Source organism: Paraglaciecola sp. 25GB23A (assembly GCF_040012495.1).
Lineage (GTDB): Bacteria > Pseudomonadota > Gammaproteobacteria > Enterobacterales > Alteromonadaceae > Paraglaciecola.
This window is the reverse complement of sequence record NZ_JBDYKM010000016.1, coordinates 17,909-34,409: the sequence shown is the minus strand read 5'-3', so window position 1 is coordinate 34,409 and position 16,501 is coordinate 17,909. Positions and strand designations below refer to the sequence as shown.

Genomic DNA, 16,501 nt, shown 5'->3' with positions numbered 1-16,501 from the left:
GTCCCTCTTAAAAACTAATTGAATTTGATTTTTTTACTTTGTAAAAAGTATTAAGCCCTTTGCCTAGTAAGTACCTAAACGTCATTTCTGATTGTTTCAGCCAAGACCAACTAAACAGGGCAAGACGATGTTTGGTTTTTAGTTTAGTGCGTGGATCTGACAATAATTGACGAGCAATGTCATAACGCCTTTGTTGGATATTGAGTTTGGCAATGTGACACAAATGCGCAGCGCAATAACGCAACATATCCGGTTTTAAGTCAGCATATTGTGCTTGCTCAGCTAAGGCCTGAATACGCTGACTAAATGCGCACTCTGTGCCAGGTATATGATGCTGAGTAGCTTGGTTTTGTGCGTCGCAGTGATAAAGTAAATGGATGTTGGGTGAATAAGCTATAGTGCTTTTAAGGGCCATATTGCAAAATAAAGTTTGATCTTCGCCCATCGACTCGCCTACTGGGAAACCACCAAGGCTCTCGAATATCTCACGTCTTACCGTCGTACTAGAGGTCATAAAAGGTAAATTACCTTGTGATGCAATATGAAAATAATTGTGCAACAGCATGCCGTTGGGGTTCACCTTTGGCAGATAAATATTAGCGTCAACATAGCGCTCATCTGACGCCACTATTTGATAACGAGATGCGTACAAACCGGCCTGTGGAAATTGATGGATCAAGGCGACCATTTCTTCTAAATACAAAGGTAGCCATTCGTCATCTGCATCTAAAAATGCGATATAAGAGTGCATGGCTGCCGCGACACCGGTATTGCGTGCGGCTGATACGCCTTGGTTTTTTTGACGTATGAGGGTCAAATTAGGCCAATTAAGTTGCTCAACAAGGGCTGCGCCATTGTCACTTGAGCCATCATCTACCACGATGATTTCAGCCACAGAGTATCGTTGCTTTTGGATACTTTTTAATGTGCGTAATATGTGCTGCTCTTTATTATAAAGCGGGATAACAACACTAAATTGGGGTAAATTCATCATTGACTCTCCAGTTAGAAAGGGCTTGAGTAAGAGCTGATTTTTTTGGCAGTTTGGGTTCAATAAACCCATCGCTAAGTCCTTTTTCAACCTGCCAAGCGACCTGTGCAAAGTCTAATTCATTAAGTTCAAACTGATAATTTTTGGCCATTTGGATTTGCTCACACCAGCCGCGACATTTACGATGATAGTTAAGTGATATCACCGGAGTGTCTGCGAGGTAAGCCATAATTGCCCCATGTAAACGCATGCTGATAACACATTTGTATTGACCTAAATCGCTTATTACTGCAATGGGATCAGGGTTGTAGGGCTTTATATACAAAGGAACAGTGCTTTTAAGTTTGCGCATAATGGGGTGGTTAATTTGCCAATCGCCTAAAAGTGCATGACCATTAAACTCGAGTAAGGTAATAGGCTCGCCAGTGGTTAAATGAAGACGAGTAATGAGCTGAGCCAATTGAATTACCCGTCTTGTCTCTGCTTCTTTATCAATATTTCCCATGGCATCGATTGCGACAGGACAAAGTGCAAGGGCAATTCCCAAACGTGCTGATTTAAGCGGTTGATAGTGTTCAGAACAGAGTAATAAAGGGGCTAAATCAAAGGTTTTTTGTACGTTGGCATTAGGCGCGATACTCGTGGCAATATCCAAACTTTCGCTGTCTCTGACGCCAACAAAACTGCATTCATTGAGAAACTTAGTACAAGCTTTCTCAGCGCCACTAGTGGCAAAGGGGCCGACGCTAACGCCAAGCGCTAAATTCGCATTTGACCGTGTTAAACCCATGAGATGGCGTTTTAAATTAATGTCAGTTTCACTGTGTAAAACAGAGCCTCCTCCGAAGACCACTCGTTTACTGGTAAAGGCTGAGCGATAATGTGCTAAACGATTTTCTCCACTAAAACGCTGGTTCGGTTTTAAATTAGCCGCTTGAGCGCCGAACAGCGGGTGTTGCACTGACCCAGCTAAACTTATCTTAGTGGTGTTACTGCCGAGTATGTGTTTGATGCCCCATGCGCTGGCTAACATCAGTGCGTCATCGCCGCTATTGCGCATGCCATAATATCCAACAAGATAAGCATCATTTCTTTGTAACATTTAAGGCTCCTGGTTTAAGAGGGTTAAGGGCCATGCCAATCTAAATAATTGCCAGCCAATAAAACTAATAAAAAGTTTTCAATTTTCGAAAAATGACCAACTGGAAATGACGAAAAACAGTAAAAACTCTACAAATGAGTCAGATGCTGGGCTTTGCATGTGTTATTGCCGTGTTCACCCCTACATCATTTACTTAGTCTTTGCAGAAACCGTACCAACAAATTTGTCTGTTTAAGTTATTGAAATAGATGAAGAAAATATATTTTTTAAATGACTTAACTTGATTTTTAGCAAATTGCAAATTGCGAAATTGCATTTTGAAAACAGTATTGAATAGTAAAATAAAGACTTTAAGCCCGATCTTTCACTGTCTTTTAAAACTGAGGGTTGGATATCGTAAAGGCTAAGTGTGCTTTGGTACTGACTCGCTGCAATGTGACATCGACACTGTGGGATATGTTATTTTAACTCACGAGATAATCATCATCGCTTTAGAGCATGAAATGCGGCGGATTTTTTTGGGTTGAGCGCCATCCCTATCCATATCAGCACTGGCCAATAGAGATAAGATAAAATTTCTAAATTTTCGAAAAATGAGTAGCAGAATATGACAAGTAACATAAAAAAAGCGCTGCGACACAGTGAGTTATTGTGACTTTGTAACAACAAATACACTGTGGTAAAAAATAAAGGTACGGCAAGGGCTAAAAAACCGACAATACCTTTCACATATAACAAACCATACCAACTATGATGCGATCCAATAGGCATGCCTTCAACAATTTTAGGACCCGGTTCAACAATGCCATGACCCCAAATAGGTGCCTCAGCTTGCCAACGTTCAATGGCTAGTTTCGCCAAAGTGGCGCGAACGCGAGTTGAACCAGGACGAGAGGCCTTAACATCTTCATAGGCGTTCATGAGTGATTCAAATAAGGGTTGACCTAGTATCACAACCATTGGAATAACTACGCCTAATGCTATAAACCACCAAGGATTCTTAAATTTATGGGCTAAAAGTAGGGCGGGAAACAGAATGATAAAGATGGCCCAGCCAGCCCGTGATTGAGAAAATAAACACATCGCTACACAACCAATCACTCCCCAGTTGCGCCAAAAACGATTTTTTTCTTGTAAGCAAAAAATAAGGAATAGACAGGAAATAAAACCTGCAGCTGGTGCCCATGGTGCAAAAAAACGCCAACGTAAACCACCGCTTTCAGGATTTAAGCCATATAAACTGACAGTAAAAAAACCATCACCAGGGCCCCCTACAAATTTCAAGGGGGAGATAAATAAGTCACCGGGAGCTCCTACAAAGCTGACGAGTAAAGTAATGGAAGCAAAAATAAAAGAATGAAACGCTAGTATGCAAATGGCTCTAATGAGCATTTCAGGCTTAATATTAATCACCGAACCAATCACTAAAAACAGCGGGATAAGTGCCCAACCTTTTACCCAACCAATAGTCGACTTTATGGTTTGCCCGAAACCGAGAGCCCAATCAATATGGCCTACTATTAAGGCGAGCAACATGACCAATCCGCTAGCAATCCACATCCATACCAAAGCTGAAATCATCGCTTTTGATTCGCTACCTTGCACATACCAACGCAGGGTAGCCATTGCGATTATTATCCAGCCTAATAGAGAGCCTGAAATATACAAGGCTCCGATAAGAAACAGCGGGTAGCTCGCTGTTATTCCATACCAAACTAGTCTTTCTTCAGCAGAATTTGGATAATGTTGTTGCGTTGCCATAATACGACGAGTCCAAAAGTGATCATGAAAAACCCTACAAACGCCACAACGGCCGCGATCAGAGGCTTAGGGCTACTTTGAACAGTAGGATAGGAAGGAATCGTTAACATTTGTAGCACGGGATAGGAGGCAAAAACATCGGCTTTACTTGCCTCCAAATTTGCGGCAGCAGAGGTAAATACTGCTTCCGCCATATTAAACTCGCGTTGTATACGCTCTAATTCGATGCTTTCACGAGAAAAAACTTTTACTTGGTCAGAGACTTGAGCAATGGCCCGTTCTAATTCAGAACGCAATGAAACTTGACCTTCTTTATTTGCAAAAGCATCAATTAAATCCGCGAATAATTGCGCTCGTTTAGGGTTAAGTTCTAAGTTTAAACCGTCAAAAAGTTGATTACTGTTAAAACCCAATATTTCCTCACTGCGCTGACGTATTGCTGCTTTGGTATTACTCAAACGCTTTTGTTGAGCGAGAACTTGTGGATGATTTTCACCCCATACTGCACCAAATTCAGTAAGATGAGTAGTGGTAACATTTAGCTCGGTTAAATAGGCTCTAAACTCCACGTCTGACTGCAAGATAAAGGCTTGTCCGGCTGTGCCGGGTGATACGCCTAGATTTTTGCTCAGTTGATTGATGTAGGTATCCAAGCGCGAGACTTCTGAGCGCACGTAAAGTTGGCGTTCATTCATACCTGACAGGGTCGTAATCAATTGAGTGAGTTGCTCAACAGACACTAATACTGAACGCTGTTGGAACTCCACAATAGCCAAACGTTTTTCGTTCATTCTTGCGCGGTATTGGTCAAGAACTTTTTGAATACTTTTATCCCGTCTTTTTACTTCGTCTTCCCTTAGTTTGTCTAATTCAGTTTGCAGCGATTCGTATAAAGCCCAGGCTTTTTTATTGGCTAAGTCTTCACTACCAGCATTGATAGAGACCAATAATATTGAGGTTTGCTCGGTTAACTTTATTTTTGCTTGACCAAATTCTTCTGGACTTAATTCCAGGCTTTTCGCCGCTCTTTGGCGCACCCCACGACTCGATAACATTTCTTTGTAGTTTACTCGTGGATTGAAACCACCAGAAGCGAAGGGAGCGCTGGTTTGTGAAACAACCTGGCCCACATCATCCAGACTAACGGAACTACTATTACCTGTGCCAGGCAAGACTAATTCCATATCACTAGCATATTGAGGTGGACTGGCTAAATAGGCCAGTATCAGTAAGCCAACAAAGCAGTAAGCGATAAGGGCAATGACTAAATAGGGCTTTCTGAGCGTGCGGTAAATAAACGCTCTGAAACGGCCATAGTTAGTTAAGGGAACAAGTGGATAATTCATGGTCAGCCTAGAACAATTTAAATGGGGTGATAATATCGACAATGGTCGCCGCTACATCACGCAAATTGGTTATACCTGAGTCATAACAAGCGACCGCATCATTTGGCATCAAATAAGGATTGATTAGCTCTAAATGTGGCATTTTCATTAATTGCTCAACTGAGCGCTCTATTACCTGAGTTTCACCGGTAATTGGATTTTTGCTCGATAATACGACGGTTCGAGGGGCATTAGTCCACTCTTTGCCTCCCACGCAGTTTGCCGATACTGCAGCTTGGAGTAGGCGTGTACCATAAGGAATGTTAGTTGCGTAACTATCAACACCTGCTGATGAGTTACTGCCAGCAGAATCAATCAAATTAGACATAAATACCCGAAAGCCTTTGGGCGTAATTTGGCTGGGGCGCACTAAATGGGGTTGAAAACAACCTGTGCTGGGTACAATCACTCTATCGCCAGCGACTAGGGGATAATCGCGAACAAGCTCACCACTGAGTATTCCACTCAAGTCAACCTGTACTTGCCAGCCTTGGCGGATCAAAATAATTTGGTCAATTTTAGCATCTGGCCTAACTCCAGAGGCGGCGCGAATCGCTTCAGATAATAAGCGAGTATTTGAATAGTCACCCGATGCATTTGTTCTTTCGTCCATAACCGCATTAGGATTTTTGTTGTTGATTAGTACGCGACCCGGTTGAAATACCGCACCCGCAACTGACACCTCAATTGCAGCCCAATTTAATACTTGTACAGCAACATTGAGACTAGAAGCTTGAAAAATGTCGGCTCTAACTAAGGCTAATTCGATGCGGTTTTGTAGATCGTTAGTGGTGGTGCCCGCGGCACTGATGGTGCCAATGATCGGTAAATTAATCCCGCCGTCATGATCAATAACATAGCGCCCACTGAACCCTTCGCCATTTTCAATTAACACATTGAGCAAATCGCCTGGACTGAGCAATAAACCTTGGTCAACAAAAGCGATATTGTTGTTGCTGGCAGAAGTGGGGTAGGGCAGATGTAGAGGCTGATCAATGCGATAATTTAATGGAGCAGCAAAGTCTTGAACTTTTGCGCAATCTAAACCCATTGCAAAAGTCCGTTTGGGTGCGGCTTCATTTAAAAATAGTTCTCCTTGCCCACCAGGTGTGCCGTGAAATCGTTCTTTAGAAAGGGTTTCCTGAGTGCTAGTTTGAGCACAAGCGCATAAGAGTGTAAGGCTTAACCCGATAGCCAAATATCTTAATACCAAGGCTGTTGGGTTTTTTTCAGTGTTTGTCATGTCGTTCACTCCTGCATCATTTATATAGACTTTGCAGAAACCATACCAATAAATATTATTTTTTAAGTTATTGAATTTATTGATTAATATTTATAAGGCAATGAGAGGGAGCTGTTCTTTTCGCGAATTGCAAATTGCGAATTGCATAATGAAAATTGCATTTAGCCTACAAATAACGATAAAAACATGAGTTAAACTGCAAACGGGCTACACATAAGCCCAATAATTCTGGCTTTAATGATATTGAAAAGGCTTAACAATAAACTGTGTTGCCACAATTAAAGTTAAGCCCTGTTACCAATAAAATAAAAGCTATCTAAATTAATATGCGCCTTTAGCGCCGAGCACCGCAGGAATAGTTTTGAGTAAAATAGTAAAGTCGTTAATGATACTTTGTGTGTTGAGGTAATGGGTATCCAAAGCCATTTGTTGCTCGAAATTGGTGTTTGCTCGACCAGAAACCTGCCAGAGTCCAGTCAGTCCGGGTTTACCCACCAGTCTTGCCATATCAGATAGGCGATATTGATAGGTTTCAATCGCTAAGGCGGGGCGTGGACCGATTAAACACATATCCCCTTTAATGACATTTATAAGCTGTGGTAATTCATCCACAGAGAACTTACGAATAAATTTCCCCATGTTGGTCACACGAGGATCATTGATATATTTTTTGCATACCCCTTGGCGATCACTAGCAGTCGGCTGAGGTTCTTGATAACGGCTATCGGTTTTTAAAAACATTGAGCGGAACTTGTACATAGTAAAATGCCGACCATATTCACCAATACGAACTTGCTTGAATATGATGCCTCCTGGGCTTTCTAAACTTATTAATAACATCACGATTGCGATAAACGGGCTAAGTATTAACAATATTGCCAAGGCCGCTAGTTGTTGCAATGGCAGTGGGATGCCTTGATGAGCAAAGTTAGATGAACTATCAACAGTGCGCTCTGGGTACATATTGGGTATTGCTTGAGTATTCATTATTTTGCTCCTTTAGATGCGGCATTTAAGATAAAAACATGAAATAAAAATAAGGGGGTGCCAATGACGTAGCGCTTAAACTTTTTAAACGGCTCTTGCACCAATCGCCATACCCACTCTAGTCCTAGTTCTCTTATCCAAACTGGAGAACGTTTTATCTGTCCAGAATAAAAGTCGAACAATCCGCCTACTGCTAATGCTGTTTGACAGCGTAACTTAGCTTGATTTTCAACTAACCAGCTTTCTTGAATAGGTGAGCCCATTGCCACTAAAAGAACATGACAACCGCTGGCATTAATCCGGGCAATTTGGTCCTCTATCTGGTCTTTAGGCATATAACCGTGTTGCACGCCGGCTATTTTTAGATTGGGGTAAGTTGCTTGTAAGTTGGCTGCCGCTTTTTCTGCGGTGCCTGGCTTAGCCCCAAGTAGGTATATTGACTTGCCTTGTTGCTCACAGGCCTGGCATAAATGTGGCAACATGTCAGTGCCATTAGTGTTTTCCTTAACACTGTATCCTGCTGTTTTAGCAGCCATGCGAATACCTGAACCGTCGGCAAATAAGGTATCGGCCTGGTTTAACGTGCGGTGAAAAGCCGGATTACTCAGACTCAAATTGATTGAGTGTGCGTTAATAAAAAAACCAAGCTGTGGTGTTTCGTTTGGGCTTTCAGATGTCACCCAGTTAACCGCTTGTTGCATGGTCACGTTGGCTAGAGAGTGATTAAATATCCTTATTTTTGCCTCGTGACGTGTTTGCTCTTTACCCTTTCCATACAGAATTAAGCACAAAACGCTTTTTGTTATTAATAAGAGATAATCAAGGTAGCTTCCGTTAAGTTGCTTTTCTAATAGCTGTTGCTCATTTTCGATAACCAATCCGGTCATATGATGTAATGAGTAGAGACTAAATAACCCACTTCGACAGTTATATTGATTACTATAATTTAACTGGGTGTAAGGTGAAAAACTGTGTTTCATGGATATACCACAAAAACCCAGTGTGCCTTTTAGCAGATCAAATAAATAAGCAGTTTTGGGCAGCCAACCGCAGTTAAAGGAATGCAAAATGACCGTTCTGCCAAAGGCATCCGTTTTGTACATGGATTTAAGGATTGTTTGACGACTTAAAATCGCCAGTCCGCTATTGATTAAAAATAGTGGTAATAAAACCGTCATCAGTATCAAGGCCAAAGGCTTATCGAGTTTTTCACCTCGATAATTTTTACGACTGGTTTGCCCCTCGACGTGGGATAAATTGGTATAGGGAATAGGTTGCTTTAGCATAAGGCACTTCCTGCAATATTAGTTTAACTAAAGTGACTATTGCTATAGATGTGCCAAGTTGGTTATTTTTTGTATCTAATTGATTTAAAACGGTTTATGTTAGTTTTTATTGAGGGGTTTACATGTTGCAGAATAAAAATATTTTCTATTTTGCTAATCATTCTGCAAATAAAAAATACCTCAAAAATAAACGAATTTAAAAACGTACGAGGCTAAATTAGGAGCTCTAAATAGTCTGAATATCAGTTGGGGATATTCAAAATTAGATACATTTTTGAGACGAGAAAAAAACAAGTAGATAAGCGAGCTTACGCTTGACTAACAGGCCGAAAAATAGCGTAGTACTTGACAATTTTTTGGGTTTCTAACTCAAGTTGTAAGGCTGTTTTGCTGATGGGTTTATTAATTTTTTGTAATAGTCTTGATGTTCGAGATATGAGTTTATGAATGAGGTTATACAGAAAATTAGTGCGTAGAGGACCAAAGTTTTCATGACGAATATAATCATCTAACTCACTGTCAAAGGTGTTATTCCATTTATTGTTCAACTCTTGAATAAATGAACAGTTTTGACTGAACTCAATAATGTGGCCATTTTCACCCCAGCCTACATTACATTGCTCAGCTACTTGGTGATTACGATGGTTGATCAGAAGGTTTAACCATTCTCTCACTTTGCTCTCATTTTTTGCGATCAAAACTCCAGAGTTAAATCGTTGAGTATAGCCTTTTGCCATAAAAAAATATTTATGCGGCTTAAATACGGTTTCAATAGGCGGACACGATGCTTGTACAAAGGCGTCAGCATCTAAAAACACCACAACCTCATATCCTGCGTTAAATGCTTGTTGCATTAAAGTTAGTTTTAACCAGCAGCACTCGACACCTAATTTTGAAAAGTAAGGGCGCGTCACGGCTTGATAATCGTAACCTTGTTTACTGGCATATTGATGGTGAGAGTCTAATTCTTTATGGTAAAGCCACTGATAACCATTTAAGGCAATACTAAAAATCAAGGTAGAGTTATTTTTCATAATTGACCCGCTGGTTGTCACATCATGTTGATGTAAAGCAAAATTCGCTCCACATTGCTTGAGTCGACAAAACCAGACTCGGCCCATCTAGTTTGCAAAATTCCCAATAGATTTATTCAGTTTGCTTTGCATATTGCAAAAAAGATCGTGAATGCTCCTGGCTTATTAAGCTAACCCCTTTAAATATAGGCTCTGTAGCCATTGGCACACTTCTGGCTAACACTTCAACTGAATCAAAAATATGCCAATTGCATGAATAAAATAGGAGGAGTAAATGAATAAAATATTGAGTTTGATAATTAGCGGGTTAGTTAGTGCACTGTCGTTGTCAGTCCATTCTACTGAAACCCAAAATGGTGAGTATGTATGGACGTTTCTGAACGGAGAGCCATGGCCAGTGGGATATCAGCAAGATATTGGTAAACCAAATAATTTAACTTGGAATTTTAATGACTATCCAGCTGACTTTTTTGCGAGGATCAACAATGCGCTGCCAGAGCGTGCTATTAACAAGGCTTTTTTAACTGATGATGCTGGTTCTACTATTAGTTTAGTAGAAGAGGGGGAAGTATTTATTACCTTTGTACATGAGGGAGCTGGGTATCGAAATTCATTTGGTTATTTCATTTTTGACCCACAAAATCCTCCACAAACTCCCTCGGACGTGAGAGAAATAGTGGTGTTCCCTAATTTGTCTTACCCACACCTTACCAATGGACATCGTTTAAGTTTAGGTACGTTTCCTGCTGGTACTCATATAGGTTTTTTTATTGCTGCAAATGGTTATTGGTATGACACAGGCGTAAGACCTAAGCCTGTACCCTACTACTACTCGCTACAGCACCTTAATCCAGAACAGGATCCGAGCTTACGTCAACACGCGGTACTTTTGTTGGACGAAGAGGTGTCTGAGGTGGTACTGGCTTTTGAAGATTTACCGCGTACTTGGGGCGATAATGACTTTAATGATGCAGTATTTGCCGTGAAAGTGACGCCAGAAAGCGCTTTAGCGACAAACCAATTGAAGGTAGTCCCTCAAGTTAACGACAAAGACGCAGACGGCGTGATAGATGCTGAAGATGAGTTTCCGGATGACTACCAGCGCGCGTTTAGCAGTTATTACCCATCGCAAAAAGAGTGGGTGACCCTTGCCTTTGAAGATAATTGGCCAAATCAAGGTGATTATGACCTTAATGATTTAGTGATCAGAGAGAGGCTGCAAGTTATCTATAACGCTAATGGCAAGATCAGTGGGTTTAAACTCAGTGGCTATATTGATGCTCGTGGTGCAGCAAACCACAATGGTTTTGGTCTTCGCTTGTTAAATACCGACAACGACATTGTCAGCCAAGCTAATATTGTAGTTGGTGGTCAAAGTTTTGCTAAAAGGGCAGAAAACTATCAGTCGGATACCGTATTAATTTTATGGCAAGATAGTCACGAATTTACTCAAACCAATGGACAAGATAAGTGTGCGCATTTTAACACCGTAATAACGTGTGAGCAGTTTGCCCCCATCCCATTTGAGTTAGATGTTAGTTTTGTATCTGCGCTTACTGCATTACCCCATTCCAGTTTGGACTTTTTTATCTTTCGCAGTGATGACCGCAGTCTAGAAATTCACTTCGCCGATTACCCTCCTACAGATCTTTTTAATTTTGGTCGCTTTGGTCGCCTTGACGATACATCAGAACCGCAGTCTGGTCGCTATTTTAGAAACGAGCATAACCTACCATGGGCATTAAAAATTAATAGTGATTGGCGCTATCCTAGGGAATATATAGATGTGTTGTGGGCATATCCAAACTATGAAATATGGGTAGAAAGTGCTGGGCAGCAAGCTCAAGATTGGTATCAAAGTTCCGAAAGACCACATCATATTTATTAAGCTGATAAATGAGGATAAACATTATGAAAATGATTACAAAGCGATTTTTAAATATTACACAAATAACGGTATATGCTGTTGGGTTTTTTGTTTTAGCCGGTTGTGGTGGTGGGGGCGGCACTAATTCAACGTCAAGTCAGGCCTTGCCGCCTCCAGTCGTAATCCCTGTTGAAGCCCCGAGTGTTTCGCAAGCCTTAGACTACCAACCTGACGCGGATAAACTGAGTCATAGCGCTGAAAGATCGTCGGACTTATATGTTGAACCTGACTTTGATTTTAATAGTACTAAGGTGGTTACTTTTGATGTCAGTGCAGCAGATTTTAATGATTCACCTTTGAGCAACCGTCTTTTGGCCATTTCATTAATTGATAATGGCATAATGGATTTTGCAGACCAACGTTTACAAGATAAATCGATTATCGCCATTGTTAAAACAGATAATACAGGCAGAGTCTATTTGTCTATTGAAATGCCCATTTCAGCGCAAAAAGTGCTGTTAGAATTGAAAGAGATTGGACTTGAAAATAAGGTGATGTTTGCTCTAACTGATGGTGAACCCGTTATCCACCATTTTAAGCCACAGCTAGAAGAGTAATAGCTAACTATGCCATGCCATCTAAAACGCTACGCACTTTGTGATAGCGTTTTTGCTGTTCTTCGCTCAGTACGCTGTTTTCGACTGTTTTTATGCACTTTTTAACCAGTTGATTACTCATTTTAGTCGCACCGAGGCTGGTGGATTTAGCGGCAATAAGTTGCAATAGATTAAGGGCAATAGACGCATTTTTTGGCATGATGGTGAATGCTTGGGTAAAGCTTGTTAAAGCATTTTCAATATCGCCTTTACGATAGTAATTAACGGCTGTGTTATTTAGTTCGCGAGAGCTGCACTTAATGGTCGATTTTTCTTGTATCTCTTGATGAATATAATGCAGAAAGATCTCACCTTGATCAGAGTGGCTTTTGCAGCGAAATTCTAACTGCTCCAGAATGGCTTGAGCACGTTCATTTAGACCTACTTCATGGAAGGCTTTAGCTTTGTCGAGTAGGGCATCAACCCCTTCATTTTCCCAATTTTCTTCGTCTAATTGCTCAACTAATGCCCGAGCTTTTTCCTTTTCATTTTCCAAGTACAACAATCGAACGTTAATCACCTTCATTTGTTCTTGTAATTCAGCTTTGGGAAAGGCGACTTTAAGCTGACGAACGTACTCATTGGCTTGTTTTATCAATTTATCAGTGTCGCCCTCATCGGCCGTCATGGCATAGTCAATACCGGCTCTGGCAACGTTTAAGTAGTTTTCAGGTTTATCGTGAATGGAGTTCTTAGCAAAGCGTACTATTTTTTTTGCCGCTTCGAATTGTGTTTCATAGTCATGAGTAATTCGGGATAAATCCAAGGCTGTTTTGTGCCTACGAATGTTACGAGGCGAAATTTCGCTGGCCATCAATACGCATTCTAGAGCAGTCTCAAAATCATTTTGTTTTATTTGCAGGGCAGTGAGCAGATCATAAGCAGCCAGTTGGGACTCGGGTTTAAACGCCAGTCTTAAAACTAACTTTTCTGCTGACTCATCCTCATCTAAGCGAAGATAGGCGTTAATGAGTCCCAACTGCGCCCAGGTAAAATTTTGTACTTTTAAAATTGCTAAATAAAAGTCTTTTGCTTGGGCAAAATGCCCGCAAGCACACAACATTTCCCCTTTAATTTTTAAAGCAAGAGGGAAAAACTCTGAGTTTTTTGGATTGCCTAGAAATAATTCAACTTCAGATAGAGCGCGTTGAAAGAGGCTCTTTTCAATGCAGATATACACTGCGTGCAAGGCTTTTTTTCGAGCCAAAACACGACTTAAACGCCGATCTAATTCTTTAACCGTAAAAGGCTTAGCTAAAAAATCGTCTGGTTGCAGCTCAATAATACTCTGCACTAAATCAGAGTTGGTATCGGCACTAATAAAAACAAAGGCGGTACTGGAAGGCAACTCACCATTGGTTTTTATTTCATCATAGAAATAATAGCCGTCTTGCTCTCGTTTGAGATTGTAAGAGCAAATAATAAGATCGTAACGCTGATTACGGATAGTTGTCAGCGCCAAGCTAATTTTATCAACATAAGTAATATCCCCAAAACCTAATTCTTCTAGGGAGTACTTCATATAGCCTTTAGCAAGTACTTGGTCGTCAACAATCAGTACTTTAGTATCTTTAGCGAGTTGTGAATTCATTAATAGCCGATTTTCCTTTAGTCCATTAGGTTATCGTATTACAAACAGAAAAAATAAGGACTTAAGTGCAAATAATTGAAAATAATGATGTAAATTCAGTCTGTTCCTCTGGTCACGCCAAGTTTAGCAGCTAATCTGTCTGAAAAATATGCTGTGTAAAAGCAAGAAAATAAAGCTATCAGTGAGAAATTACCAATTGTACTCGGGCGGATTAAAAATTCTGGTCAAAAAAGGCTGAACATGTGTTGCCTTTCATAGAAGCGGTTTGGAAAGCTCAGGTAAAATTTGCCGAAGCTAATGAAAACGTTTGATTGGTAAATATGTCACACCCAATTGAGTTTTTTAAAGACAAATGGCACTACAAAAGTAGGCATTATTTAGAATTGGTAAATATTTTTGCAGAAGCAATCTATTCCAACAGCCTACCAAAAGTAGTTTACGGTCATATCAAGCGTATCGTAATTAAGTTTGGGACTGCTGAGGCGTTTAGTTTTTTGTAAGTTGCTATCAAATATAAAACCCGCTTTTAACGCGGGTTTTGTTATTAGAGCATTTTAAATTGATTGTTAATGCCCTTTTTAGACTTGGATACTTCAAATTCAATAAATTTCTATTGAAAAAGCACTTTTGGACTTCTTAGAAGAAGCCCCCTTTAATGTTGTGTTGCTCAATTGACGACGTTTTCTGAATATATCCCTGATGAGTGGGTGCGCCAAACAGCTTCTCTTTCCACTCATCACAAAGGGAAGGTGATGCGAACAGCAGAAGCGGGCATACATCTCGCTCATGGTATATGAGCAGTTTATTTTGCTTATTTTATATGAACGCTCTTAATCAATAGACAACTCACTTCTTATAAGTTCGTCGACCGTTTTTTAGTACCATCCCTATAAAAGAACACAATAATAATCCTGCTAAAGAGGGTGCATTAACAGGGTTGGTTGGATTGACAGAAGAAATTTGCGCATAATCGAAACCATCAGATGACTCAATAACATAGTTGGGCAACCAGTTACCGTTAGCGTCAAATACACTTGCTCGAGTGATGATGGTATGGCTTAGATCATTTTGCAGATGTATGTCAATTGAACCCACATCAATATTATCTATATCGATGTTAAACATTTCACTGAAAGCCCAATCAAAAAATATCGCCTGTCCGCGCCATAATAAATCTTCAAAAATAACGCTTGAATTCATAGTAGCCGTTTCGTTCACATTAGTGCCAAAACGTCCGTTTGAATGTGTGCTAGACGTTTCCTCTACCTGCCAATCTTCATTGGCATCCCCCCCTGAATTAGCAATTCGAGAAAAAAATGTCGCATTAGTATAATAATCAGCCAATGATGCGCCTCCATCGCTTGGGTTGTCATAATTAACATTGTTCAAAAGATCACCAGTTAAATCGACTTGAAAACGAACATACAGATTAGTAGGCACAGGATTTTGGCCTGGGCTTAAATCGCGCACGGTAATGGTGTCACCATAGGAAATCTTGTTGCTAACATCGACCTTTAAGTCGGTAAATGACGGGCCACTGTTAAAGTCATGTTTAATTTTAAGATCTGTGTTGCTGCGTAATCTCGCATTTTCAATACCTATATCCCAACTTACTAATCCTTCTTCAATGCCTTGGGCACCGAGTTCAAAATCAAATTGGCTAATGCCGCCACTGCTATTACCATTGTATGATGATGCTGAAATATCGATGCGTGGGTCTGGTATGTTTGCCGGTTGTGCTGGAAGATATTTACCACTTACGTTCACACTTTGATTTGCTGTTATCAGCAAAGATGCGTGCGACTCCGATACTAAACTGCAGAATAACAAAGTTAGATAAGTCGTTTTTTTGATCATGTTTTTCATTTTTAAATCCTTTTTAAAGCGTGAATTTTTAAGATCCTGGACCAAAAAACTAGCAAACAAAAAATTGATAGTTGTCTTTACGTTTGATCCCTATACTGAATAAACGGAAAAAAGGCAGAAATGCGGACATTTATTTTTAAAAAATGAATTTATAAAGCTATGGAACATTACAAACTCGACTGTTTAAAAGACCAAGGCTATACGGAAGATGAAAAGGCCATTGCCTGCGAGATGGCAAAACATTCGTATCAGGCGCTGTTGTCTGTAGCGCGTGATCGTCGTCGTCGCTCTCGTTTTCACGATACGATGATGACAGACGATATACTGCATGAAGCCTACTTAAAGCTTAGTGGAAAAACTGTCTGGCAGTCCCAGGAGCAATACTTTAGAACCGCGAGTCTTGCCATACGTCAGGTTATTGTTGATCACGCAAGGCATAAAATTGCTCAAAAACGCGGGGGATCGCAAGTCGATGAAGTGTATCAAGAAGGTGACGGGGTGTTGCCGGAATATAATGAAACCCCTGAGCAAATACTTGTTCTAAATGATTTACTTGCTCGCTTGGAACAAAAACAACCGAGACTTTCAATGGTTGTAAATGCACGTTACTTCGCAGCAATGTCAGAAACCGAAACTGCCTCAGCCCTTGGATTATCTGAACGCACCGTAAGAAGAGATTGGCAGTTAGCTAAAACGTGGCTTGCCAACAAAATGACAAAAGCCAGCTAAGCG

Annotated in this window: 13 protein-coding genes; 3 read left to right on the top strand and 10 right to left on the bottom strand. The window is 40.5% G+C overall.

The window, feature by feature from the left end; all coding sequences use genetic code 11:
- Positions 1-7: 7 nt before the first annotated feature.
- The 8 genes from ABKW31_RS16940 to ABKW31_RS16905 form a co-directional block, all read right to left on the bottom strand.
- A complete protein-coding gene (locus ABKW31_RS16940) occupies positions 8-994 on the bottom strand; it encodes a glycosyltransferase family 2 protein (RefSeq protein ID WP_348617757.1) in 987 nt (328 codons plus the stop codon).
- A complete protein-coding gene (locus tag ABKW31_RS16935) occupies positions 972-2,093 on the bottom strand; it encodes a polysaccharide pyruvyl transferase family protein (RefSeq protein WP_348617756.1) in 1,122 nt (373 codons plus the stop codon). Before ABKW31_RS16935 ends, ABKW31_RS16940 begins: the two co-directional genes overlap by 23 nt.
- Before the next feature lie 483 nt (positions 2,094-2,576).
- On the bottom strand, positions 2,577-3,854 hold the full coding sequence (locus tag ABKW31_RS16930; protein ID WP_348617755.1) for an O-antigen ligase family protein: 1,278 nt from the start codon (positions 3,852-3,854) through the stop codon (positions 2,577-2,579).
- Positions 3,809-5,200 (bottom strand): hypothetical protein, encoded by a 1,392-nt coding sequence (locus ABKW31_RS16925; protein ID WP_348617754.1) that lies wholly within the window; start codon positions 5,198-5,200, stop codon positions 3,809-3,811. Before ABKW31_RS16925 ends, ABKW31_RS16930 begins: the two co-directional genes overlap by 46 nt.
- Before the next feature lie 7 nt (positions 5,201-5,207).
- Complete coding sequence (locus ABKW31_RS16920; RefSeq protein ID WP_348617753.1) at positions 5,208-6,482, bottom strand: polysaccharide biosynthesis/export family protein; 1,275 nt, start codon at positions 6,480-6,482, stop codon at positions 5,208-5,210.
- 321 nt (positions 6,483-6,803) lie between these two features.
- On the bottom strand, positions 6,804-7,469 hold the full coding sequence (locus ABKW31_RS16915) for a sugar transferase (RefSeq protein WP_348617752.1): 666 nt from the start codon (positions 7,467-7,469) through the stop codon (positions 6,804-6,806).
- Complete coding sequence (locus ABKW31_RS16910) at positions 7,469-8,755, bottom strand: WecB/TagA/CpsF family glycosyltransferase (protein WP_348617751.1); 1,287 nt, start codon at positions 8,753-8,755, stop codon at positions 7,469-7,471. The genes ABKW31_RS16915 and ABKW31_RS16910 overlap by 1 nt, the downstream gene beginning before the upstream one ends.
- Before the next feature lie 308 nt (positions 8,756-9,063).
- Positions 9,064-9,789 carry a hypothetical protein gene (locus ABKW31_RS16905; RefSeq protein ID WP_348617750.1) on the bottom strand — a complete coding sequence of 242 codons (726 nt, stop codon included), beginning with the start codon at positions 9,787-9,789 and terminating at the stop codon, positions 9,064-9,066.
- Between the two features lie 274 nt (positions 9,790-10,063).
- Between ABKW31_RS16905 and ABKW31_RS16900 the strand changes: the two genes are divergently transcribed.
- Together ABKW31_RS16900 and ABKW31_RS16895 are read left to right on the top strand one after the other, a co-directional pair.
- On the top strand, positions 10,064-11,677 hold the full coding sequence (locus ABKW31_RS16900; RefSeq protein WP_348617749.1) for an LruC domain-containing protein: 1,614 nt from the start codon (positions 10,064-10,066) through the stop codon (positions 11,675-11,677).
- Positions 11,678-11,700: 23 nt separating this feature from the next.
- Positions 11,701-12,273: a hypothetical protein gene (locus ABKW31_RS16895; protein ID WP_348617748.1), complete on the top strand. Its 573-nt coding sequence runs from the start codon at positions 11,701-11,703 to the stop codon at positions 12,271-12,273.
- A gap of 7 nt (positions 12,274-12,280) precedes the next feature.
- Here the strand turns inward: ABKW31_RS16895 and ABKW31_RS16890 are convergent, their stop codons facing one another.
- Positions 12,281-13,903, bottom strand: a complete 1,623-nt coding sequence (locus tag ABKW31_RS16890) for a response regulator (RefSeq protein ID WP_348617747.1) — start codon at positions 13,901-13,903, stop codon at positions 12,281-12,283.
- 846 nt (positions 13,904-14,749) lie between these two features.
- Positions 14,750-15,769 (bottom strand): hypothetical protein, encoded by a 1,020-nt coding sequence (locus ABKW31_RS16885; protein WP_348617746.1) that lies wholly within the window; start codon positions 15,767-15,769, stop codon positions 14,750-14,752.
- Between the two features lie 159 nt (positions 15,770-15,928).
- Between ABKW31_RS16885 and ABKW31_RS16880 the strand changes: the two genes are divergently transcribed.
- The gene (locus ABKW31_RS16880) at positions 15,929-16,498 is read left to right on the top strand and encodes an ECF-type sigma factor (RefSeq protein WP_348617745.1); all 570 of its coding nucleotides are present in this window, start codon (positions 15,929-15,931) and stop codon (positions 16,496-16,498) included.
- Positions 16,499-16,501 lie beyond the last annotated feature (3 nt).

Bases quoted from the DNA above. Each gene is read 5' to 3' on its own strand.
- ABKW31_RS16920 (WP_348617753.1), bottom strand. From the start codon at position 6,482: ATGACAAACACTGAAAAAAACCCAACAGCCTTGGTATTAAGATATTTG.
- ABKW31_RS16885 (WP_348617746.1), bottom strand. From the start codon at position 15,769: ATGAAAAACATGATCAAAAAAACGACTTATCTAACTTTGTTATTCTGC.
- ABKW31_RS16895 (WP_348617748.1), top strand. From the start codon at position 11,701: ATGAAAATGATTACAAAGCGATTTTTAAATATTACACAAATAACGGTA.
- ABKW31_RS16890 (WP_348617747.1), bottom strand. From the start codon at position 13,903: ATGAATTCACAACTCGCTAAAGATACTAAAGTACTGATTGTTGACGAC.
- ABKW31_RS16935 (WP_348617756.1), bottom strand. From the start codon at position 2,093: ATGTTACAAAGAAATGATGCTTATCTTGTTGGATATTATGGCATGCGC.
- ABKW31_RS16940 (WP_348617757.1), bottom strand. From the start codon at position 994: ATGATGAATTTACCCCAATTTAGTGTTGTTATCCCGCTTTATAATAAA.
- ABKW31_RS16910 (WP_348617751.1), bottom strand. From the start codon at position 8,755: ATGCTAAAGCAACCTATTCCCTATACCAATTTATCCCACGTCGAGGGG.
- ABKW31_RS16915 (WP_348617752.1), bottom strand. From the start codon at position 7,469: ATGAATACTCAAGCAATACCCAATATGTACCCAGAGCGCACTGTTGAT.
- ABKW31_RS16930 (WP_348617755.1), bottom strand. From the start codon at position 3,854: ATGGCAACGCAACAACATTATCCAAATTCTGCTGAAGAAAGACTAGTT.
- ABKW31_RS16925 (WP_348617754.1), bottom strand. From the start codon at position 5,200: ATGAATTATCCACTTGTTCCCTTAACTAACTATGGCCGTTTCAGAGCG.
- ABKW31_RS16880 (WP_348617745.1), top strand. From the start codon at position 15,929: ATGGAACATTACAAACTCGACTGTTTAAAAGACCAAGGCTATACGGAA.
- ABKW31_RS16900 (WP_348617749.1), top strand. From the start codon at position 10,064: ATGAATAAAATATTGAGTTTGATAATTAGCGGGTTAGTTAGTGCACTG.
- ABKW31_RS16905 (WP_348617750.1), bottom strand. From the start codon at position 9,789: ATGAAAAATAACTCTACCTTGATTTTTAGTATTGCCTTAAATGGTTAT.